We start from the raw sequence: 22,488 nt of genomic DNA, 5'->3' as shown, positions 1-22,488 counted from the left end.
AGGCGCCCACCTTCACCTAACCAATTCAAAAAGGCTGGATGTCTAATTCCCATCCAGCCTCTCATCTTTCTATTACGTAGCCAATAACTTTTTCTTCTGACTTTCATAGAGATCCGCATAGAAGCCATCTGCTTCTAGTAGTTCATCGTGATTGCCTCTCTCGATGATGGAGCCCTTATCTAAAACGAGAATTTGATCTGCTTCACGGATCGTATTTAGCCTGTGGGCAATGACAATACTCGTGCGATCCTTCATCAGTCTTCGCAGAGCCTGCTGAATTTTAACCTCCGTAATCGTATCAATCGAACTTGTTGCTTCGTCTAAAATTAAAATATCTGGATCAGCAAGTAGCGCTCGTGCGATGGACAACAGTTGCTTCTGTCCTTGACTGATGCCTCCCCCATCCGAATCGATCAACGTATCGTAGCCTTTCGCAAAATGGGAGATAAAGCTATGAGCATTTGCAAGTTTCGCTGCTTCTTCTACTTCCTCATCCGTTGCTGACAGCTTGCCGTAACGAATATTCTCCCTGATCGTTCCTTCAAACAAGAACGAGTCTTGAAGAACGAATGCCATATGGCGACGTAAACCCTCTTTTCTGACCGAAGTAATATCCTTGCCATCGACCGTAATTACGCCTGAGGTAGGATCATAAAACCTAGATAAAAGACTAATAATAGTCGTTTTACCTGCGCCAGTTGGACCGACGAACGCGAGCGTTTGACCCGGCTTTGCTCGGAAGGACACATCTGCGATCGTTGTCTCGTCCTCGTAGCCGAAGGTCACATTCGTAAACGCCACCTCACCCTTCACATGATCGAGACGGTCTAGTCCATGTTTATCTGAGAATTCATCCTCCTCGTCCATGATAGCAAAGACGCGCTCTGCACCAGCAATTGCTGAGAGTAACACGTTAAACTGGTTTGCAAGGTCATTTAGTGGACGAGTGAATTGCCTAGCGTACTCGGCAAAAATAACGATTACACCAATCGTTACTTGGCCATTTAGTGCAAGTACCCCACCGACACCGGCAATGACTGCAAAGCTTGCATTATTGAGCATGTTCATGAGCTTCGGAATAAAACCGGAGATCGTTTGTGCCCAAAAACCTGTCAGACGGAGCCGCTGGTTCTTTTCCTCAAAAGTACGAATCACGCGATCCTCCTGAGAGAAGGCCTTAATGATCCGTTGCCCTGACATCGTCTCCTGGAGGTAGCCGTTCACGTCGCCTAGATGCTCCTGCTGCGCCTTAAATAGCTTGCCTGTCCGCTTCGTGATCCACTTCATCCCAATAACCATAAGGGGGATGATCGTAAGTGTCACGAGCGTTAGTAAAGGGCTCAAATAGAGCATCACTACAATGACACCCACGAGCGTCAGGACACTTTGGAAAATTTGAATGACGGAGCTATTTAATGTGTTACTAATATTTTCGATATCGTTTGTAAGACGCGACATTAGGTCGCCGTGCTGCCTCTTATCGAAGAAAGGAATTGGTAGCTTATGCAGATGATCGAATAGTTGCGTCCGAATGGTGTACACGGTTTTTTGCGAGATACTGACCATCCAAAAGTGTTGTAAGAATACAGACACCGAATGAAGCACATAGATGATACCTAGTCCAACTAATGCGACAAGTAGCATATCGACGTCGCCGTTTACGATAAACGTATCAATCGACATACCAACAACAAATGGCCCTAGTAAGGCAAAGGCAGAGCTCAAGACGATCATAAGGATGACTAACGAGAGTCTCCCCTTCCGCTCCATCAGGTAAGACCAAATTCGCGATAAGGTTCCTTGCCAATTATCTGCACGTTTTTTTGACTTTGTCTCAATACTCGACAAATCAAGTCGGTCATGTTTAAACGGCTCTGTGATTCGTTTAGCGAGCATCTGCCTCACCTCCAAACTGCGACTCGTATATTTGCTGATAGATTGGAGAAGTTTCTAAAAGGTGATCGTGCGTTCCTTCGGCGAGTAATTCCCCGTGATCGAAGAGTAAAATCCGATCGGCACTCATCGTCGTACTGAGTTTTTGTGTAATCATAAAGGTTGTGCAAGAATAATGGCGAAGCGCATCTAATAATCGCGCTTCCGTTTTGACGTCGAGCGCACTTGTACTATCATCTAAAAGTAAGATAGAAGGATTTCGGATCAACGCTCGTGCAATCGAAATACGTTGCTTTTGTCCCCCAGACAAATTAACTCCACGTTGTCCGACACGCGTATACATGCCGTCCGGAAGCTCCTCGACTTTATCGTAAATTTGCGCACTCGTGAGAGCGTCAATAAGCTCCTCTTCTGTCGCGTGCTCCTTTCCCCACCTTAGATTATCCGCAATAGTCCCTGTAAAGAGCATCGCTTCTTGAGGAACATAGCCGATTTGACTGCGCAGCTCCTTGGCCTGTAGAGATTCTACAGGCTGTCCATCAATAGCGACAGATCCCTTCGAAGCATCAAATAGACGTGGTATAAGCTGGAATAAAGACGTTTTCCCTGATCCCGTAGCACCTAAAACGGCAATTGTTTCACCAGCTTTGATGCGGAAGGAGATGTTTTTTAACACGTCCTTATTGGTACCAGGATAGCGGAAGGACACGTCGTTAAAGGCAATCTCCCCTTGGAGCTTCATGCTCGTCTCCCCATCTTCCATGTACTCTTCGGCTTCAAGCACATCTCCGATTCGATCTGCAGAGGCTTTTGCTCGTGAAAAGATAATAATGATCATAGAGAAAATAGATAATGCCCCCGTCATACGAGTCACGTAGTTTACAATCGCGACCACTTCCCCGACAGATGCTCCTCCAGTCTGCACACCTGTTGTATCAAACCATAAAACGGCCATAATACTAACGTTCATGATGAGCAGAATGATTGGCATTGTTGCTTCTACTATTCGAAGCGTCGTAATGGTTTTATTTTGCAACTCTTCTGATGCCCCATGGAAACGAGTCGATTCGTAGTCTCTTCTCGTAAATGATTTAATTAATCGAATCGCTGTTAAATTCTCTTGAACGACGTTATTGACTCGATCGACACGAGCCTGCACAGCCTTAAAGAGGCGTCCCGCTTTTTTCATAATATAAAGTAAAATCACGAGTAGTAGCGGTATTGTGACGACGAGAATTAAAGCCAGCTGCCAGTTCACAAAAAGGGCTAAAATCACGGAACCAAGTACGAGTAATGGTGCGCGCAGCATGATGCGTAAACTCATAAATATTGTATTTTGTAGTTGTGTAACATCGTTTGTCGCTCTCGTTAATAGAGAGGAAGTTGGGAACTGCTGAAAGTTTGCAAAGGAGAACTGCTGTATTTTTTTGTACAGTGCGACTCGCATATCGTAGCCTGCATGCTGACTCGCGTGGGCCGCATAAAAGGAATTCGTAATTCCGGCTGCAAACGCAATGAGTGAGAGCAGTACCATGACTCCTCCCCATACGAGTACGACGCTCAAATCTTCTTGCAAAATTCCTTCGTCAATTATTCGTGATATGAGGAGCGGTTGAATAAGCTCCACACTAAGCTCTAATAGGGTTAAGCTGAGGGCAATGTACACAGCCACTCTGTATGTAGATAAAAAGGACCAAACTGTTTTCATAGGCACACGCTTCTTTCGTTAAATAGGGCAAAGCTAGGCAACAGCTATTGCCTAGCTTCAACTATTTTCATTCTATCAGAAAATTTTGAACTACTTCTACTTTACCACAAACTATTTCGGATTTAGAAAGGATTTATGCAAAACGATAGTAAATTAATACAATAAGAGAAAGTGTAAAGATAAAATTTAGTCCGATAAAAATGATTTTTTCAATCCGTGTATCGTGCCACGCAACTGGTGGTTTATAAAACGAAGTTCCTTCGATAATAAACGTTAGTAGAATGGCATGGATGATAAAGTGACCGATAATTTCTGTTATACCAAATAAGAACGTGGTAGAGATAAAAATCATGGTGAGCACAAGCGCCAACACGCGATTTAAAATCCCTACTACTAGTAAATAACCAACGATAAATTCAATAAAGCCTGCGAGCATTAAGAAGGTAACAGGATCAAACCCAAACGTTGGTACTCCGTGCGAAACAATGACGTCTTGTCCCATCGAAGGATAAACCCATTTTTCTGTAGCGACCCAGCAGAGGGATAATCCTGTCGCTAAGTAAAGTAGCGGAAAGCTGAAGCGCTCAAAAGATGTGCCGTGAAAGATCAGCATGAAGATGATGGCTGGATAGAAGGCATAATCAAGCATATGAAAAGTGCCATACTCCATCGTTGTCACAATAAAGAGGATTAGCACAATGATAGCACCTGTGCGGTCCGTAAATTTTGTTGGGATCAGTAAAAGAACAACTGCAAGCCAAGGTAATAGTGCCCAAATCCCCATCGGAGTCAACAACTCTGGAGCGAATAACCCTCCAGTAAATATTTGAATGGCGATCCCAATCGCTGTACCATACTTTATAATCGCATATGTATAAGGTCGAAGACTTTTAACTATATGCTCAAACTTAATAAATGCCTTCGTTTGTCTCATTCTAGGCGAGACCTCTGGAAGCGTAGCTAAAAGAAATGCGGAAAGGAGCGCCACAATGATAAATTCTGGAGATAGGATTTGCTCAATAGGTGCTCGAACGGCCTCTTCATCGGTAAACCACTTGACGTGACCGTATGCAATACTTGGAATTAACAGACTGATAAAAACAAATAAAATAAATCGTTTCATTGTACCCCTCCTTTATCCTGCTTATAGTATGGACTTTCCCTCTCAAAATCATGTCTCAAACTAAATTAATGGATTAATTTCTCACAAACGCCTTTACGAACGATGCTCGATTCGATATCATTAATTAAGTAGCTTATAAAAGCGGATTCATAATTGAATATTCGGCAATCGCCTCTTTTTTTTATTTTGTGAGGAAATCGGTTGCACAAATTGTATAGACAGGAGTGCTTCACATGCGCACATGGTGGAAAGAAGCCGTTGGTTATCAAGTATATCCAAGAAGCTTTCAAGATAGTAATGGGGATGGATTTGGCGATCTTCAAGGAATGATCAGCCGTTTAGATTATTTACAAGAGCTAGGCATTGATTTTATTTGGATTTGTCCGATGTATAAGTCGCCACTAGATGATAATGGCTACGACATCTCTGACTACAAGGATATTTTAGAGGACTTCGGTACGATGGAAGACTTTAATCAGCTGTTAGACGAGGTGCACAATCGTGGGATGAAGCTCATTATTGACCTTGTGTTAAATCACACGAGCGATGAGCATCCTTGGTTTATCGAATCAAAGTCTTCTAAGGATAATCCGAAGCGTGACTGGTATATTTGGAAGGACGCAAAGAATGGTAAAGAGCCAAATAACTGGGAAAGTATTTTTGGTGGATCTGCGTGGAAATACGATGAGACAACTGATCAGTACTTCCTCCACGTCTTTTCAGAGAGACAGCCAGATCTTAACTGGGAGAACAAAGAGGTTCGTGAAGAGCTCTATGATACGGTAAATTGGTGGTTAGATAAAGGTGTCGATGGTTTTAGAATCGATGCAATTAGCCATATCAAAAAGCGTCCTGGCTTCCCAGATATGCCGAATCCTAAAAAGGAGCGCTACGTTTCCTCTTTCGATATGCATATGAACCAAGAAGGCATCCATGAATTCTTGGGTGAATTTGCCGAAAAGACGTATCAAAAGTACCCGCACGCAATGAGTGTTGGAGAAGCAAACGGAGTCGGTGTGGATGAAGCGCACCTATGGGTTGGCGAGCAAGGTAAAATGGATATGGTCTTTCAGTTTGAACACTTAGATTTATGGGATCACAAGTCTGGAGAAGGTGTGGACGTGGTTAACCTTAAGAAGGTGCTATCCCGTTGGCAAAACGCTTTAGATAAAGATGGATGGAATGCCCTCTTCATCGAAAATCACGATAAAGCACGCGTCGTGTCTTCTTGGGGAGATGACGAAGACTATTGGCGTGAAAGCGCGACGTCACTTGCTGCAATGTACTTCCTCATGAAGGGGACTCCTTATATTTATCAAGGTCAGGAAATTGGAATGACGAATATTTATTTTGATAAAATTGATGACTATAACGATGTAGCAGCGAAGAATTTATATCGCGAAACGACAAGTAACGGAGGTTCTGCTACTGCTGTTCTTGAAGACTTAGCACAAACTTCTCGTGACAATAGCCGTACTCCAATGCAGTGGTCAGATGAGCCTCAGGCTGGTTTTACCTCAGGCACACCTTGGCTTAAAGTGAATCCAAACTATAAGGAGCTTAACGTCGAAGCGCAGCAGCAGGATCCTGATTCTATTTTAGCGTTTTATAAAGAGCTGATTCGCCTTCGTAAAGCTGAAGATGTCTTCGTTTATGGAACGTATGACGTACTGATGGAAGAAGATCCACAGGTTTACAGCTATACGCGAGAACTGGATGGTACTAAGGCCGTTATTATCACGAATTTAACCTCAAGACCAGCGACTTGGGTAACAGAAAAACATATTCAGCTCGAATCAGAGAATTTAATTTTATCTAACTATGATGTGGCTGATCATGATCATTTAACAACGTTTGAGCTTCGTCCATTTGAAGCAAGAGTGTATCTAGTGAAGTAAGTTAGGAATTTGTTTAAGAAGGCTAGGGTTTAATTGAACCCTGGTCTTTTTTTGTTTGGTGGAATTAATTGAGGGGGGAGTTATGCTTTGGGTTTTGGAGTTATGGACTTCTTACACCGTTTCCTCAAAGTTATGTCCCTCAACTAATATGTATCAACAATCATCTTCTACCTCAACAAAAAAACCAGCCTACCTTACCCAGACTGGTCGCACCTTGCCTATTCTAAATCATGTTTAAATATAGTATAACCTGCTTTTGATGATCGCTTCATGTGATACATCGCGCGATCTGCTTTACTTAATAATGCTTCGAGCTCTTCCCCATGATCAGGATAAAGAACTGCTCCTATGGAAGCTCCTACTAATATATGTCTGTCCTCTACTTCTAAAGGAACATTGAAGGCTCGGATCAGCCGATGAAGCATGTTCTCTAAGTTACATTCATTCTCAATATTTTCTAAAACAACAAGGAACTCATCCCCAGCCATGCGGAAGACTTTGTCCGTTTGTCCGACAGTAGTCTTAAGAATGGTTGCTACGCGTCTTAAAAGCTGATCACCGCACTCATGACCAAAGCGGTCATTAACCGTTTTAAAGTCATCTAAATCTAAATATAAAATACCAATTTTACGTTTGATCAGATCTTTATCCTGGCGCAACTCCGCTAAGTGCTTCTCTAAGAAGCGCCTGTTCGGAAGGGATGTAAGTGGATCTTGATTAGCCATCGTTTCCATACGCTTCGCAAGATTTCGATACCGCTTTTCACTCTCTTGAAGCGCGAGCTCTTGTTTCTTCTCGACCGTGATGTCATGTAAATATCCGCTCCAAACGATATCTCCGTTCTCTAACCTCACTGGAGATGAGTTAGCTCGAACCCACTTGACCTCTCCTTGAAAGCTAATAAATCGACAGCTCTCCTGGAAGGTTGTCATCGTCTTCTCTGAATGGTGAAGTGCATGGCAAATGTGCTCGATATCCTCAGGATGAATATAGTCAGTTAAAGATAATTTTTGTATCTCCTGATGAGAGAGCTCCTTGCCCAATAATTCACTAATTCCACCCGTTGCAGTGTGAAAATAATAGCCTTTTTCCTCTGTGTATCTAAACTGATAAAGAACACCCGGCACACGCCGCGAAATTTCATGAATGTAATGCTCTTGCTCGGCAATCTCTGATTCTTTCATTTTTAGCTCTGTAATATCATATACATATCCGTAATAACGTAACGTTCCATCCTGTAATTTGCTCGGCTTTGCATTACCTCTAACCCAACGAACTCCTTTTGTAGGATGATAAATACGTAGCTCTTCTGTCCAGATTGTTCCGTTCATAGCTGATTCATTCATTGTAACAGAAACCCTGTTAGCATCATTTTTATGGACTCTTTCAAAAACTTTCTTCACTTCATACTTCGCTTCCCAAGGAGTTACTTGAATAAGATCCCAAATGCCATTCGATGCTAAACTAAAACAGCTTGAACCGTCAGGCTCTAAGTCATATTGAAATAGCATTCCAGGAGCCTGCGAGAATAAGCCGCGAATTTTTTCCTCATGTTCTCTTAACTGAAGCTCCTGCTTTTTTTCCTCTGTGACATCATAAATATGACCATCCCAAACAATACTGTTATCCTTTAACAAAGAAGGCTTAGAGCGTCCTCGCACCCACCGTAGCTCTCCATCGGCAGCATAGATTCGAAATTCTAATCGCCAAATTTCCATCGTAATAGCAGATCGTTTTACCGATTCGAATACCATCGCTAGGTCGTCCGGATATATTTTAGTGAAAAAGATAGTAGGATCGTTGTCTATCTCCTCGCTTGTTACATGAAAGAAAGTAAGAAAGCCCTCTGAGTGAAAAGGAATGGTTATCGTACCATCTTCAAAGCGCCGAAGCTGATAAATACCTCCAGGTACTTGAGACACAATATCTTTAACAAAGGCTTCTTTCCTACTAATTTCCGCCTCAAGAAGTATTCGTTGAGTGACATCAACACCAGAGCAGTAGTAAAGCTCACCGTCAAAGGAAGACTGCCATTCAATATACTGGTATTCACCATCCTTGGAACGAATACGATTAATAAAATTACGATACTCCCCTGTTTCCTTGAGTAAACTAATAGAACTTATGGTTTTCTCGATGTCTTCTGGATGAATATGATTATGGATACGACTACCAACGAGCTCCGTCTGTGAGAGTCCCAACGTTTTTTGCCACCTTGGATTTACTGCTTTAATAAATCCTTTGTCATCAAGCACACTAAACAAGTTAATATGTTGAGAAAAAAATGACTCAATATTTCTTTCTGTTAGCATCTCTCGATAATCAAGTGACTCTTTATCCATATCATTCACCCCCCGTCCCTGAGTAGGAAATTATACTTAATACTATCATACCTAAATAGTGCTAATTTTCCCAATCATTTTTTTCAGCTTTCTTGCTTATTTTCCCACCTCATATCAACGTGTGGAATATCATCCTCTAAATATTCGTCTGTAAAGCCAATAAACCCCAGTGCCTCATAGAATTTTTTTGCATAAGATTGCGCTTGGATTCGGATTGACGATACTCCCCACTCATCGCTCATCTCTTTCATAGATGCTTTCATAAGCTCTTTCCCTAAACCTGTACCTCTAATAGACTGATCTACCAACACTCGTCCAATAGAGGGCTCATCATATGCAACACCAGATGGAAGTAGTCGTGTGTACCCAATCAACTCTCCAACAGAATTTGTCATCATGACGTGATGACTATGTATATCTTTATTATCCACTTCTTGATACGCGCACTCCTGTTCTACAACAAATACTCGGACTCGTGCTTCTAAAATGCTATAAAGCTCTCTTGGTGTTAATTCATCAAAGGCTTTTATTTTAATCTCCATATACATCCCCCTAACAAAACTTCATTCTCTGTCCCTCTACTATAGCAAATTGTAGAAGTGTTAAACATACCTTTGTATAACGAGATGATAAAAGAACGCCATGACGATAAGTATCATGGCGTTTGATTACTACTATAGTTTTTTCGCGTGATCTAAAAGTTCTTCTGCTGTCACCGAAACCTGCTCTGAGGCAGCAGAAACCTCTGCAATTACTTTCGTAAACTGCGTTAAATCCTGCTCGATCGATTGGTTTCGGTCTACAGCACGAGTCATATTCGATAAAATTTGCTCAAATGCCTGACGTACTTGATGTACATATTCGTTTCCTTCTTCAATTCCAGAAGAGATTTCCTTAGATAGTCGAGTGTTTTCAGAGACGCCCTGACTCGTTTTATTCGTAAGGTCACGTACTTTTACGACAGAGTTCTTTGTTTGTTCGGAGAGCTTGCGTACTTCATCCGCAACGATCGCAAACCCTTTTCCATGCTCTCCTGCTCGCGCTGCCTCAATTGCAGCATTAAGTGCTAACAGGTTCGTCTCGTCCGCTATGCCCTGTACAATTCCAACAATATCTTGAATCTCTTTCGAAAATCCAGAGAGCTCTGTCATCTTACGATCAATTTGGTTTACTCGAGTCGTTGTTCCCTCCATCACTTTTTCAAGTGACTGCATACGCTCTTGTCCGTCCTTCGCAGAGGATTCTGACTCCTTAGCAACAATGGTCCCTTTCTCTGCGTTAGAGGTAATAGATTCAGCTTGCTTTGCCATTTCTTCCATCGAGGCATTCGTTTCTTGCGCTATAGCGCCTAATTCTTCAGACTTTCCAGTAATATATGTGTCTAACGTATCTCGAATTTCTTTTTCACGAACTCGGTTTGACTCGATTTCCATTTCAAATGCTTCTAAAACGAGCTGTTGTTCAAAACTAATCATCGTTGCGATTGCCCGACATTGGTCTATTGTCTCCGCAACTCGCTCAAACATTTTATCTTGAAGCGCAGAGTATGCTGCTAAATACCATTTTGGTTGCAGGCCAATAGAGGCATGTATATGCGCAATTTTCACTCTTTTTTGGATAAATGCATCGTCAATTGTCCCTTCAAACATTTCAATAATATGTTTATGTAATGTTTGTTTTAATCGGTCAATTGTACTATGTTGCTCGATCATTGCAAGTAATTCAGGTGCATGATCCATCGAAGCATAAAAGGAGTCAACTAGCTCGTCTATATGTGTTTCTACATTTGCTTGTAAACTAGCCAAATTTCTTAATGTTTGTTCATTTAAGTGAATCATTTTAGACTGTCTATAAAAATCTGTATCCTGATCAATACTTATTGAAACTTTCACTTCTTCACGTTCCAAAACAGCGACGTCCCCCGACTTTTTACTACGATTAAACCATGCCATTTCTATATCCCCCTCTAAAATTACCTAGATATAACCTAATTAACAGTATAAAGGAACCATGATAAAACGTACAGGGTATTTTCTCTATTTTCTATGATAGAAAATAGGTAATTAGTTCATTAATCTTTGATAGTTAGCTATAATATAGGTAACTTGGGAGGTAGATTATGTTTGATAGGAAAATAAGAGCCGTGAAGAAGAAAGCAAGGCGTTACAAGCGGTCATTTGAGAAGATTGATGTCTTTCCTAGACCTTGGATAGAACACGATAAGAGCTATTATCTTGTTGATTATGTACGACTTAGAAAGCCTATTGGATCTGCATTATTTTCGGATGAAGAAGAGGTAGTAGTTGAAGCAAAAGCTGCTTATAAGGGACTTTACCTTTTTAATCGTCTAGCTGAAAAAATACAGCAGGACGGTCACATGCGCGCGCAGATTGATGTGACGTATTTTAGAGCCCCATTAAAAATGATCGACAAGCATCCACACGAGGATTTAGCAGAGGGGAGAGCGCTAATTGAGTCATTGCTTGCATATCAGCTTAAATATCGAGAAACGTATCGGACGTTTTTCGCTTCTTTGAAAGAGCGCGCTGAAGCGAAAAAGCCAATCTCGGAGAAAGATATCGAAGAGGCCGTTCATACAGCAGCTCTTTTAGACGTACTCCAATATGTCATGATAAAAGAAATTGCCGATAATACGAAGAAGATCGAACGATTCATCGAGCAAATGAAAAAGCATGAGCTCTGGGAGTCGATAACAAAAGGGCAGCGTGTGTTTTATACGCAGTTAATTGAAAACGAGACTATAATGAAAGAAGAGCTCTCGAACATGCAGATTGTAAAGCACGAGAATCACGAGAAAATGCTTAAGCTTAATAAAGAAAAGCTTCAATATTATAAGCAAAAAGAATGTAAGCATGCCGAAAAAGCCTTGCGGTATCAACTATGATCCGCAAGGCTTTTTCTCTCGTATCTATTCGATAATTTCTTTTACACGTCCGACAGTACCATCGGTTAATTTCACTTTAATTCCGTGTGGGTGCGTCGCAGAGTTTGTTAAAAGTCGATCTACGACTCCTTCTGTTAAATTCCCCGACCGTTGATCCTGCTTTTGGACAACACGCACGCGCTTTCCTGGTACAATATTCTTTCGCTCCGTTCCTGTCATTGCTCTATCTCTCCTTCCATTGTCCGCTTAAGTAACATTCCTCAAATCTAGTCATTATGTGCTATGATAACGACAAATAGAATTGCTGGAGGTACTCCCTTTGAAATTACATTATACATCAAAATCGTCCTTAGATTCCGCAGATCTAATGGCTATTTACTCGTTACTTGAGCAATGCGAAAAAAAGGATAAAGCGGAACTAGAACTTTTATTTAATCTACCCATGCTCGAAAATCGAACAGGTGAGCACACATTTGACTTTCTTTGCTACGATAAAAAACGTTTAGTCGGCTACCTTGCCGCTTTTGACATCATAGATGACAAACACTTAGAAGTAACCGCTGTTGTGCACCCCCGCTACCGAAAGAATCGTATTTTTAGTGGCTTGTTAAAGCAAGCACAGCATGAATTTGATCGAAAAGGAGTAAAAGAGATCTTAATTGTGATCCCAACTAATTCGAAAGCAGGTCGAAAAATTGTTGCTGCCATGGAAATAAATCTGAGTCACTCGGAATTTACGCTTGAGCATGATAAGCGCTCTTTTTTAAGCGAGAAGACGCCATTTACGCTCACACCACTCGAGCATGAGGACTTACCAATAATTAGCCCAATCGTTGCTGACGCATTCTCTGATCCATTGGATGAATCCGAGCAATTTTTAGCCAAAACAATTGATAGCAAGCCATATCACCCGTTTAAAGTGATAGATGCATCTGGCGAGATCATTGGTACAATTACTGTTTATTTAGATGGTAGACAAGGCTTTATCTCCGGATTCGTTGTCGACAGACGTCTTCAGGGGCAAGGACTTGGGAAAAAAATATTACGCCAAACGGTCGGAATGCTTCAGGCCGATAATATTTATGATATTTTGTTAGACGTGGAAGTGACAAACGCAAATGCCTTGCGACTATATGAGGAATGCGGGTTTCGATCTATTGCAGGATATGACTACTATAAGTATCGCTAGCGTAGAGTAATTGAGTCAGCTCTCATATTACTTTAAGTGTTAGTTCAACAAACTTGACGAATAGAAGCCCCTTCGATACGATTTGTATACTTTATCTATCAAAAGGAGGGCGCTACGATGGCATCGAAAGAATACTACCTAAACTCCTTTGAGATGATTCCTCATCCTGAAGGTGGATACTACAAAGAAATCGAACGAAGCACAGACATACTTACACTCGAAGATGGTCGTGTACGTCCTGCTTACACGAGCATACATTTCCTATTGACGAAAGAGTCCCCATCTAAGCTACATCGCTTAAAATCCGATGAAGTTTGGTACTTTCACGATGGTTCACCACTTACTGTTCATATGATTACTCCAGACGGAGATTATGTAAAAGAAACGTTGCAGTCAGACGGACGACTTCAGCTCACAGTTCCGAAGGGCACGATCTTTGGATCAAGCGTCGAAACGGACTTTGCCTTTGTCAGTTGCATGGTATCACCTGGCTTTGACTTTGAGGATTTTGAGTTGTTTACGAAGGCAGATTTGTTACCAATATTCCCAGAGCATGAGGAAGTAATCAAAAAGCTTACGTAGTACATCCAGCGCTTTTTCCTTGTATAAATTGCCCATCAATTGATTCAACGTAAGCATTTTTGCTACACTTATAAGTAGAGAAAGGTCGTGGTCAGCATAGACATTTTACTCGCAGCGATTATTATCGTGATACTTATAAGCATTAATGTGCTCGTGAATCAAAAACAACCAAAAACAAAGGTACTAACAGGACTTGCTATGGTGCTAGTCCTTGCTCCTATCGTCTTCTTTTCCGCCCAAGCACTATTGCTACCGCTTGATGCGTTCGGCGCGAGAGTAGTAACAACCATTTTAACAACTGCAGTTGTGTTAAATGGAATGACGTTAATTGTCTTCACCCTTTTCCGCCAGAGGTAACCGTACCTCTGGTTTTTTTATGCTGCTTTTTTTTGGACAACTTTCTCCTCAGTCCCGCCGAATTTAAACACAACGATCCCTGCAACGATGATTAATACCCCTACTAACTGTTGCCATGTAAACGGAATCCGTTCTACTCCAAATAGCCCTAACGAATCCCAAAGGAGTGCAAATCCAAGCTGGCTCGTCATGATAATCGCTATAGCAAAGGTTGGACCTAATGCTTTTACCCCTTGTACAACGCAGGTAACAACACCGATTCCTAATAAGCCACTAAACCAATGCCACGTCTCGATCCCTTCTAGGCGAAACATAGAGCCCCCTTGAGTCACAAGCCCAACAGCAAACGACGCAACAAATCCAAGGGCTAACACTAATGTCGTTGTTGCGAGCTGTCCTGCCTTCTCATTGACCCGACTATTAAAGATGTTTTGGATAGCTACAAACCCTCCTGCGACTATTGCCAACGCTAATCCAAGTCCCATATTACGCCTCCTCCCATTCGTAGCTCGCTTCGTCCGAGCGTTCTCTCAGGCCATTAAGTCCTGTAATCTTGATCCCTTGCTTTGTCCGTTTTACGAGTCCATCCTCTTCAAACTGTTGAATAACTCGATTTAAATGCCGATAGCTCGTCCCAATCAAATTCGCTGTATCATGAAGTGTCCCAGTTGGGATGAGATCAGATCCTGCTGTTGCGTGAGAAACTAAATAACTCGCAAGCCTCACATTAACAGGGTAAAGCTGCGCTGTGTTTGACATCATCGAGCGAGAGTAAAATTTACCTGCTATAACATGTAGTAAAAAAGAGATAAATTCCACGTTCTCACGCATCTCTTTACGGAGGACATCATAGGATATTCCGAGCATTTCCACATCAGAAACTGCTTCAACTGTATTAATAAGAGGTACTTGTTGCACGAACTCTACATCTCCAATAACGCTTAGTGGTGTTTTAAATGTGAGTAACAATGTTTTACCTTCAGAAGAGGAGGTATATATTTTTATTTTCCCTTTTACTAAAAAGAGCATTGTTGTCGCTTCATCAGCCTGATCAAAAATGACATCTCCCTGTTTGAAGGTGTGAAGACGCATAGACGCCTGCACATGGGGAGGAAATAGTTTATCTAGTTCAAATTGATTAATATAGTTCTTCATTTAGTTATCCTTCCTATGATTGAAGCACGATAACGCCAACAATCATTAACCCTATTCCAATAAACTGAGGTAACCGCATCTTTTGCTTCGGAATGTCAAAGTAACCTCTGCTATCCACAAAAAATGTTACTACTAGTTGTGCGATCAATAACGCAGCAATCGTAAGTGTGACACCCAATAAATGGATTGCCGTAACATTCGTAAAAATAATAATTGATGCTAATGCGCCACTAATCAAATAAAGTGGCTTTACTTGTTTGAATTCTTTAAATCCTTTATCTCTCATCAGGAGTAGCACGACAAGAGCTACTAGGAATCCTGTTAACTGTGTAATTGTGGCGGCTTGCCAAGTGCCAATAGACAAACTAATACTCGCGTTCGCCACACCCTGTAATGTAATGAACATGCCTCCAAGTAAGGCAAATATAAGTCCTTTCAATGCAGTCACTCCTCTCTATCTTTCATCATAATAGGTTCTATCGTGTAATTGGAAGGACATATGTCCCTATTTAAAAGAGTTTATCAATGATACTTTTAAGGAATAAAAATACTAGAAATCTTTTCCTTCCAATACCATTATTTAGTTCCATTGACTCATTTCCACTATTGACCGTAACATTCCTGTAACATGACACGTCTAATAAGATATCACCATGAGCGCGTACATACTTAAGAATTCCTCGTGTCAAATACATGTAATTGTGCTTTTCATAATAGGCAATTGAAGGAGCAATGTTGTTGAAGAAACCATTACTGATCGTTCCGATATTACTAAGTGCGTGCGGTACAGCTACTGCCGATCAAACAACAGAAGAAATAGAAGGCATGATATCTTCTGTCACCGAGGACGAGATTTTATTAACAGCTATCGGACAAGGCGAGGCTCATGCGAGGCAACTTTCTATCCAAGATCATGAGTGGAGTGTCGGTACCCATGTTACCGCAATTGTTACCGATGGAGAACTGACAGAAATATCTCAGATGGAAGAATTTATGGATGGCGCTATCTCGTCGGTCCAAGACATACTTACCGCTGCAACTCAAGACATTACGGAAACATATTATGTAGATGATTTAGAGCTCACAGAAGGAGTATGGCATGTCTCACTAAAAGGCGTTTATGAACCAACAGAACAACCTGTATTAATTATGGACGAATTACCCGAACCTTTAAGCCAAGAAGAAGTGGAAAGGGAAAAGGAAGTAAGAAGAGTGGAAGCATTATCGATTGCGGATGCGCATATTCAAACCGTAGCCTCCCTTTATCCTGATAACAGCTCTTTTTACGGATACATCTCAGATGAAGAGCAGGAATTAATTTCTCTAACTTCAGGGATCCATGAGAGCATGCCCATGCTTTTAAAACTAATAGGTCCTCAAGCAACCGGACAGTTCAAAGACCTTGGCGACCTCCGTTTTAACCCTGAGCATCGCACAGTCGAGATTTATGTCAAAGAAGAGGACCCTCTGACTTCGGAGCTTAAGGAATATGTCATGGATAATCATCCTCTACCAGAACGGATTGTGTATAAGGATATCGAAAAATCGCTTGGAGAGCTCAAGGAGCTGGCTATCTCAATAGAAGATATCTCTATCCCATCTGATAGTTGGTACACGAATATTTCTACGGTGGATCAATACATTTCTATAGAGGTGACAGATTATTCTAAGGACGTTGAAAAAGCAATTTTACAACAAATACCTCCTGAGTCACATCCTTTTATAAAGGTGAAAGAAATAGAGGTAGATTTTACTGATGAACATATAGAAGAAGTAATAGAAGAGTAAAGACAGAGAGAAAGAGGGGAAATATAATGAAAAAATTTCTTTGGTTACTAGCCATTATTGCGGGGATTTTACTTATTCCAATAAGTGCAAGTGCCTCATCTGATCAATTGATTATAATAAATAAGAGCAACAACCAGTTAGCCTTCTTTGATAACGGGGAAATTGTCCGAACGTTTTCCGTTGGTACAGGTCGAACATCGACCCTGACGCCTGAAGGTGTATTTCCAATCGTAAACAAAATTAAAAACCGCCCTTATTATACAGATGGTATTGCCGGAGGAGACCCACGTAATCCGTTAGGCGATCGCTGGCTTGGATTAAATGCGCGTGGAACATACGGGACAACGTATGCTATTCACGGGAATAATAATGCTTCTTCCATCGGTGGATATGTAAGTGCAGGTTGCGTTCGCATGCATAACCAAGAGGTTCGTTGGCTTTATGATCGCGTGAAGGTTGGCACAAATGTCGTTATCCTGCGCTCAAGCAAATCATTTACTCAAATTGCACAAGACTATGGATATCAAATGCGACCACCTATTAAAGTTATTGTCGACGGCAAGCAACTCTCGCTGAGCGCTGATCCAATTGAGCAAAGCGGACGTGTATTAGTTCCTATGCGTAATATCTTTGATTCGCTAGGTGCAACAGTGAGATGGAATCAATCCGCTCAAACAATCACTGCCACTCATCGTGGAAAAGAAATTAAACTTACTGTAGGTTCAAAACGAGCAACTGTTGACGGTCGCGCCGTTACATTAGATGTAGCTCCAACTGTTCAGCGAGGTGTAACATTCGTTCCTACACGTTTTGTTGCGGAATCACTAAATGTTGGTCTCGGATGGAGTAATGCGACGCGAACGGTAACATTAACAAACCCTGTGGCTAAGCCTCCTGCACCAGCTGTTCCAGCGAAGACGAATATCGAGGTTCATGTAAACGGATCTCGAGTTGTTTCAAAATCTGACGGAATCGCATTTGTTCAATCTGGTGTTACGTATGTACCTATGAGAAACATTTTTGAATGGTTAGATGCAACTGTTGCCTATGATGGTGCTACATCTACTGCTACCGCTTATAAGGGCTCTACGGAGTTTTCGGTGACTGCAGGCACGAAATCGGCTACATTAAACGGGCAGCCTTACGCTATTTCGCACACACCGTTTATTTCGAAAGGGACACTACATGTACCGGTTCGTGCAGTAACGAATGTATTAGGCGGTTCTCTCTCTTGGGACCAGCAGCGTGGGATTTTATCTATAACAGCCAATTAATCATATCTGGTTGTTGGGGCCGCTGCGAATCCGGTTGAAACAATTGAATAATTTGAAATGATGCTGGGACAAATGCGATTAATTTGTCCCAGCTTTTTTTGTGTTGGATGTCGTGTTGGTGAGAGGGTGTGCTTTGATTAACTGAAGCGGGGCTTTGATTATCCGAGAATTGGCTTCGATTATCCGCTTTCGGCCCTCCATTATCCGAATATGCTTTACAAGCATCTCACTTGATAACTACCTTCCTCTATATTCTCAAAAAAAGAGGCCGAGACAAGTCAAACCACTTTGTCTCAGCCTCTATCCATATTCTACGCTTGCTTCTCTTTTAACAAATCTCCGAAATAAAATGCGATGACCGCAAATAAAATGAAGCTAATAACGAGAATAGTACCACCTACGATATAAAAAAGAAGAGAGAACAGATCAGGAGCCCATGCTGGTTGGAAGTAGTGCATCCACATACCAAAGGATAATCCGAAGCTACCAATTAGAGCTGTAATCACCTGCCATTTAGCTAATTTTGAGTTCTTTGGTATTGCAAAAACTGCATAAAAAATTCCGAATGCGAATAACGATAGCCAGCCTACGACTAAAATATGAGCGTGGATGGCTCTAAATAACATGGATCCATCACCGGCCATGTGACTACCTAAAAACGTTCCGATTAACGCATAAATGACGGAAAATTGCACGAGAATCTTTGTTTTATTCATTCCTACACCTCTGTTTGTATCATGATACTACTAATGTATCATAGAGCTAATTTAAATGGGTGTCCATTTCGTGACGAAGTTACGTAATCAAAACCCTTCTTTAAAAAGAAAACGTGTTGAGACAAATGTGACTAACAAACCAATAGATGGAGCTAAAGGCAAGAATGTATACCAGTGACTAAGTCCAGTTATATAAAGTAAGCCTACAATTGTGACGGTAGTACCTAAAAATAATAATAATTTTGAATGCCTTTGAAGAGCTGTAATCACAACAGCCAATCCACATATAAACACTACAAACATAGCGATTGTCATCCGTGCAACCTCCCTTACTTCTTACCTCTACGTTCTACCCTCTCTTTAAGTCTCACTAAACAATCAATAAATCATTATCTCTTTTTCTGCTTTTTTCGACAAAAAATGATCCTAAAAGACAATATATTCGTTTATATAGCAAAGAATACTTACTCATAAAGGACTGAATCTATGAACATATAATAACTAAATTGAACTTTACTAAGCTAATAAAGCCTGTCTAAAAGTATTTTTTTACACATTTAATAGTTCTAATTACACTTATTTTTGACGTATTTTACTGGTAACTTTCTAATTACATTAAAATACTTTTTTCGACAAAATAATCATTCATTTGACATATTCTATAAAAATTTATCATGAAAAAGGAGATGCATGAGCATGAAAAAACTTTTTGCACTTTTACTTATTAGTACGTTTGTTATTGGCTTATTTCCAGTATCGAGCTTTGCTGCTATCAACCTGCCTCAGGAAAGAGTGATTGTTACGTTTAAACAATCAGTTGATCGAGCTGCTATTACTAGCATTGGTGGACAACTAACAAGGCAATACCGGAATATTCCTGCTGTAGCAATGACGGTCCCTTCAGCTTCCATACAGAGACTAAAGAATAATCCGAATGTTTTATCTGTAGAGAAGGACCTTCCTGTAAGAGTTTCCTCACAAACAGAAGATTACGGTAATGTAAAAGTTCAGGCTCCAAAAGCACGCCAAGCTGGTTTCACAGGTAAAGGAGTGAAAGTTGCTGTTATTGATAGTGGTATTGCTCCTCACTCTGATTTGAAGATTGCCGGTGGCGCATCCTTTGTTTCTTATACGAATTCATTCGCTGATGATCATGGTCACGGCACACACGTCGCAGGTATTATCGCCGCTCAAAATAATACCATTGGTACACTAGGTGTCGCTCCTGATGTATCACTATATGGAGTGAAAGTATTGGATCAGCAAGGCTCCGGCTTTCAGTCTGGCTTAATTGCTGGTATTGATTGGGCTATCACAAATAAAATGGATATCGTGAATTTGAGCCTAGGATCAAGCACAGCTACTTCTGCATTAAAAACAGCTGTTGATAAAGCACAAAGCCAAGGTATCACGTTAGTTGCAGCTGCTGGCAACAAAGGTAATCCAAACGGGACCGGCGACACTGTAGACTTCCCAGCACGCTATGACTCTGTTATTGCTGTAGCAGCAACAGATATCCGCGATGCACGTGGATCCTTTTCTGCTACAGGTAACACAGTTGAAGTAGCAGCACCAGGAGTCTCCATTACAAGCACCGTTCTAAATAACGGATACGGTCGTAAAAGTGGAACCTCCATGGCCGCACCACACGTAGCTGGTGTTCTAGCACTATTAAAGCAAGCAAACCCACAGGCTTCCCCTAGTCAGTTACGAGCTGAGTTACAAAAGAGCTCCGTTGACCTAGGTGTAACAGGCAGGGATGCTCACTACGGATTTGGCTTAGTACAAGCGCCAACCGTTCGCGCCCAAGCACCAACTATAATGTCACCAGCTCCAGAGCCACCTGCTGTGACAGAAACATTTACATCTGTTTCGACCGACAAAGCAACCTATCGCGTCCCTAACCGAGTGCGAATGACTACAAAAGTTGTGACAGTAAACGAGGAGCCCATTGCAAGTGCTATGGTTCAAGTGAAAGTGACGGACCCAGCAGGTAAAGTGAGATCTTACCGAGGTCGTACAGGTAAAAATGGTTCCATTAGCTTTACGATGTCTACTACGCGTCAATTCCCACGAGGCACGTATACGGTTCAAAGTGATTCATCCCTAAAGGATCATGCTTCAAGCTCAGCTACGACGACCTTTGTATTTCGATAAAGCAGAAAATTGTTTGCAACTTAATAATTGTTAGTAAATCTCACACTTTTGTTCTCGCTTTTCTATACCCCAATCTGTATAATTAGTATAAAAGACTTACACAACCTAGAGAATCTGGCATAAATCACGGGACTTATCAAGTAGAAGGAGTAATGACTTATGGCACCACACACAATAACAAATAACGAATCCATGATGTTTCATACCATGGAGAAGCACGTTGCAATGATCCAATTTGACACGAATCGCACGGTTACTTACGTCAACGATCTATTCGCGACTGCAATGAAGTTTAGAAGGAAAGAAGAACTTATTGGTGTTCACCACAGAGAATTTTGTTTTGACGATTTTGTAAATAGTGGCGATTACAGAGTCTTTTGGGATGACCTTTTAAAAAAAGGAAGAAGCTTTCAAGATAAGATTTTGCGCAAGGATGCTGAAGGTAATAAAGTATGGTTAGAAGCGACTTACATGCCCATGTATCAAGAAGGAACAATCGTTGGAGTAATGAAGGTAGCAACAGATATCACTTCACGCCAACAAAATATCCGCGGAGTTGTAAACCGATTAGAGCAAACGTCATCTAAGCTTAAGGAGCAGGCTGTATTAGGCTTATCTCATCACGAAAGCCTTACATCAATGATGAATCAGATTGAAGAAGTTTCCTCCAGTAATACAGATGTGCTCGGTGCTCTGCATACGAAGGCCTCTGATATTGAGGGTATTGTCAAAACAATAAAAGCCATCGCCTCCCAAACAAATCTTTTAGCACTCAACGCAGCTATTGAAGCCGCTAGAGCTGGCGAGCATGGTCGTGGCTTTGAAGTCGTATCAAAAGAAGTCCGTAAGCTTGCAAATCAAGTGGATCGCGAAATTGCGGAAGTAAACGACCACATTAAAGAATTCAATCAAGAGATCGGTAATATGTCTACTGGAACGACTGCCATCCAAAAGGATTTACGTCTTTCGACTAAGCAGATCGAAGAGGCATCCGATATTTACGACGAAATTGTTGAGCTCGGTAAATCCCTGCAGCGCGAGGAAATGGAGCTAAACTGGATTATTTAATAAAAAAGACTTCCCTTCATTTAGTGAAAGGAAGTCTTTTTTTAAATTAGACAGTCGTTCCTTGCCATTCATTCATGCCACCGACCATATTCGTTGCATCAAAGCCCTGCTCTGTTAGATAGGCAGTTGCTCTTCCACTTCTTGCACCCGACCGACAAACAACAATATGAGGCTTCAATTTATCTAGCTCATGAAGTCTAAATTCTAATAGTCCAAGTGGAATGTGGGTACTTCCCTCAATTCTTCCTGCCTGGACCTCTTCCACCTCTCGCACATCTAAAATAACCGCATCTTTATGATCTAATACATTTTTTGGCATAATTGTTTTCATGT

Annotated in this window: 22 protein-coding genes; 9 read left to right on the top strand and 13 right to left on the bottom strand. The window is 41.3% G+C overall.

Going from position 1 to position 22,488, the window contains the following annotated elements:
• Nucleotides 1-72: 72 nt before the first annotated feature.
• The 3 genes from FLK61_RS05825 to FLK61_RS05815 all read right to left on the bottom strand — a co-directional run bounded on the left by FLK61_RS05825 (nucleotide 73) and on the right by FLK61_RS05815 (nucleotide 4,724).
• The gene (locus FLK61_RS05825) at nucleotides 73-1,896 is read right to left on the bottom strand and encodes an ABC transporter ATP-binding protein (protein WP_176008569.1); all 1,824 of its coding nucleotides are present in this window, start codon (nucleotides 1,894-1,896) and stop codon (nucleotides 73-75) included.
• A complete protein-coding gene (locus tag FLK61_RS05820; RefSeq protein WP_176008568.1) occupies nucleotides 1,886-3,601 on the bottom strand; it encodes an ABC transporter ATP-binding protein in 1,716 nt (571 codons plus the stop codon). The genes FLK61_RS05825 and FLK61_RS05820 overlap by 11 nt, the downstream gene beginning before the upstream one ends.
• Before the next feature lie 133 nt (nucleotides 3,602-3,734).
• Nucleotides 3,735-4,724 carry a DoxX family membrane protein gene (locus FLK61_RS05815; protein ID WP_176008567.1) on the bottom strand — a complete coding sequence of 330 codons (990 nt, stop codon included), beginning with the start codon at nucleotides 4,722-4,724 and terminating at the stop codon, nucleotides 3,735-3,737.
• 233 nt (nucleotides 4,725-4,957) lie between these two features.
• Between FLK61_RS05815 and FLK61_RS05810 the strand changes: the two genes are divergently transcribed.
• The gene (locus FLK61_RS05810; protein WP_176008566.1) at nucleotides 4,958-6,622 is read left to right on the top strand and encodes an alpha-glucosidase; all 1,665 of its coding nucleotides are present in this window, start codon (nucleotides 4,958-4,960) and stop codon (nucleotides 6,620-6,622) included.
• Nucleotides 6,623-6,840: 218 nt separating this feature from the next.
• On the opposite strand, the gene FLK61_RS05805 is transcribed toward FLK61_RS05810, so the two are convergent.
• The 3 genes from FLK61_RS05805 to FLK61_RS05795 all read right to left on the bottom strand — a co-directional run bounded on the left by FLK61_RS05805 (nucleotide 6,841) and on the right by FLK61_RS05795 (nucleotide 10,916).
• Nucleotides 6,841-8,964 carry a sensor domain-containing protein gene (locus tag FLK61_RS05805; RefSeq protein ID WP_176008565.1) on the bottom strand — a complete coding sequence of 708 codons (2,124 nt, stop codon included), beginning with the start codon at nucleotides 8,962-8,964 and terminating at the stop codon, nucleotides 6,841-6,843.
• A gap of 83 nt (nucleotides 8,965-9,047) precedes the next feature.
• Entirely contained in the window at nucleotides 9,048-9,506 is a 459-nt protein-coding gene (locus FLK61_RS05800) for a GNAT family N-acetyltransferase (protein ID WP_176008564.1), read from the bottom strand.
• A gap of 132 nt (nucleotides 9,507-9,638) precedes the next feature.
• A complete protein-coding gene (locus FLK61_RS05795; RefSeq protein ID WP_176008563.1) occupies nucleotides 9,639-10,916 on the bottom strand; it encodes a globin-coupled sensor protein in 1,278 nt (425 codons plus the stop codon).
• A 167-nt stretch (nucleotides 10,917-11,083) separates the two neighbouring features.
• On the opposite strand from FLK61_RS05795, the gene FLK61_RS05790 reads away from it, so the two are divergent.
• Complete coding sequence (locus FLK61_RS05790; RefSeq protein ID WP_176008562.1) at nucleotides 11,084-11,869, top strand: hypothetical protein; 786 nt, start codon at nucleotides 11,084-11,086, stop codon at nucleotides 11,867-11,869.
• Between the two features lie 24 nt (nucleotides 11,870-11,893).
• On the opposite strand, the gene FLK61_RS05785 is transcribed toward FLK61_RS05790, so the two are convergent.
• On the bottom strand, nucleotides 11,894-12,088 hold the full coding sequence (locus FLK61_RS05785) for a YwbE family protein (RefSeq protein ID WP_176008561.1): 195 nt from the start codon (nucleotides 12,086-12,088) through the stop codon (nucleotides 11,894-11,896).
• Between the two features lie 100 nt (nucleotides 12,089-12,188).
• Between FLK61_RS05785 and FLK61_RS05780 the strand changes: the two genes are divergently transcribed.
• The 3 genes from FLK61_RS05780 (at nucleotide 12,189) to FLK61_RS05770 (ending at nucleotide 13,997) form a co-directional block, all read left to right on the top strand.
• The gene (locus tag FLK61_RS05780; RefSeq protein WP_176008560.1) at nucleotides 12,189-13,058 is read left to right on the top strand and encodes a GNAT family N-acetyltransferase; all 870 of its coding nucleotides are present in this window, start codon (nucleotides 12,189-12,191) and stop codon (nucleotides 13,056-13,058) included.
• 117 nt (nucleotides 13,059-13,175) lie between these two features.
• On the top strand, nucleotides 13,176-13,640 hold the full coding sequence (locus FLK61_RS05775) for a cupin domain-containing protein (protein ID WP_176008559.1): 465 nt from the start codon (nucleotides 13,176-13,178) through the stop codon (nucleotides 13,638-13,640).
• 87 nt (nucleotides 13,641-13,727) lie between these two features.
• Entirely contained in the window at nucleotides 13,728-13,997 is a 270-nt protein-coding gene (locus tag FLK61_RS05770; RefSeq protein WP_176008558.1) for a hypothetical protein, read from the top strand.
• A 17-nt stretch (nucleotides 13,998-14,014) separates the two neighbouring features.
• On the opposite strand, the gene FLK61_RS05765 is transcribed toward FLK61_RS05770, so the two are convergent.
• Genes FLK61_RS05765 through FLK61_RS05755 form a run of 3 tightly spaced genes read right to left on the bottom strand, consistent with a single transcriptional unit; the run spans nucleotide 14,015 to nucleotide 15,591 of the window.
• On the bottom strand, nucleotides 14,015-14,482 hold the full coding sequence (locus FLK61_RS05765) for a DMT family transporter (RefSeq protein ID WP_176008557.1): 468 nt from the start codon (nucleotides 14,480-14,482) through the stop codon (nucleotides 14,015-14,017).
• Between the two features lies 1 nt (nucleotide 14,483).
• Nucleotides 14,484-15,152 (bottom strand): Crp/Fnr family transcriptional regulator, encoded by a 669-nt coding sequence (locus FLK61_RS05760; RefSeq protein ID WP_176008556.1) that lies wholly within the window; start codon nucleotides 15,150-15,152, stop codon nucleotides 14,484-14,486.
• Nucleotides 15,153-15,165: 13 nt separating this feature from the next.
• Nucleotides 15,166-15,591, bottom strand: a complete 426-nt coding sequence (locus tag FLK61_RS05755) for a DMT family transporter (RefSeq protein ID WP_176008555.1) — start codon at nucleotides 15,589-15,591, stop codon at nucleotides 15,166-15,168.
• A gap of 299 nt (nucleotides 15,592-15,890) precedes the next feature.
• Between FLK61_RS05755 and FLK61_RS05750 the strand changes: the two genes are divergently transcribed.
• Complete coding sequence (locus FLK61_RS05750) at nucleotides 15,891-16,940, top strand: hypothetical protein (protein WP_176008554.1); 1,050 nt, start codon at nucleotides 15,891-15,893, stop codon at nucleotides 16,938-16,940.
• A 26-nt stretch (nucleotides 16,941-16,966) separates the two neighbouring features.
• Nucleotides 16,967-18,214, top strand: a complete 1,248-nt coding sequence (locus tag FLK61_RS05745) for a L,D-transpeptidase family protein (RefSeq protein ID WP_176008553.1) — start codon at nucleotides 16,967-16,969, stop codon at nucleotides 18,212-18,214.
• Nucleotides 18,215-18,525: 311 nt separating this feature from the next.
• Here the strand turns inward: FLK61_RS05745 and FLK61_RS05740 are convergent, their stop codons facing one another.
• Together FLK61_RS05740 and FLK61_RS05735 are read right to left on the bottom strand one after the other, a co-directional pair.
• Nucleotides 18,526-18,930, bottom strand: coding sequence for a hypothetical protein (locus tag FLK61_RS05740; protein ID WP_176008552.1), 405 nt, complete (start codon nucleotides 18,928-18,930; stop codon nucleotides 18,526-18,528).
• Nucleotides 18,931-19,017: 87 nt separating this feature from the next.
• Nucleotides 19,018-19,245 carry a hypothetical protein gene (locus tag FLK61_RS05735; RefSeq protein WP_176008551.1) on the bottom strand — a complete coding sequence of 76 codons (228 nt, stop codon included), beginning with the start codon at nucleotides 19,243-19,245 and terminating at the stop codon, nucleotides 19,018-19,020.
• A gap of 381 nt (nucleotides 19,246-19,626) precedes the next feature.
• On the opposite strand from FLK61_RS05735, the gene FLK61_RS05730 reads away from it, so the two are divergent.
• Both FLK61_RS05730 and FLK61_RS20185 read left to right on the top strand, forming a co-directional pair.
• Nucleotides 19,627-21,087 carry a S8 family serine peptidase gene (locus FLK61_RS05730; protein ID WP_176008550.1) on the top strand — a complete coding sequence of 487 codons (1,461 nt, stop codon included), beginning with the start codon at nucleotides 19,627-19,629 and terminating at the stop codon, nucleotides 21,085-21,087.
• A gap of 159 nt (nucleotides 21,088-21,246) precedes the next feature.
• Nucleotides 21,247-22,155: a methyl-accepting chemotaxis protein gene (locus FLK61_RS20185; protein WP_283811890.1), complete on the top strand. Its 909-nt coding sequence runs from the start codon at nucleotides 21,247-21,249 to the stop codon at nucleotides 22,153-22,155.
• 46 nt (nucleotides 22,156-22,201) lie between these two features.
• Here FLK61_RS20185 and FLK61_RS05715 read toward each other — a convergent pair whose 3' ends face one another.
• On the bottom strand, nucleotides 22,202-22,486 hold the full coding sequence (locus FLK61_RS05715; RefSeq protein ID WP_176008549.1) for a rhodanese-like domain-containing protein: 285 nt from the start codon (nucleotides 22,484-22,486) through the stop codon (nucleotides 22,202-22,204).
• Between the last annotated feature and the right edge of the window lie 2 nt (nucleotides 22,487-22,488).

The organism is Paenalkalicoccus suaedae, assembly GCF_006965545.2.
GTDB classification, from domain to species: Bacteria; Bacillota; Bacilli; order Bacillales; family Salisediminibacteriaceae; genus Paenalkalicoccus; species Paenalkalicoccus suaedae.
The sequence above is the reverse complement of the archived record's forward strand: the minus strand, read 5'-3'. Positions and strand labels throughout refer to the sequence as shown.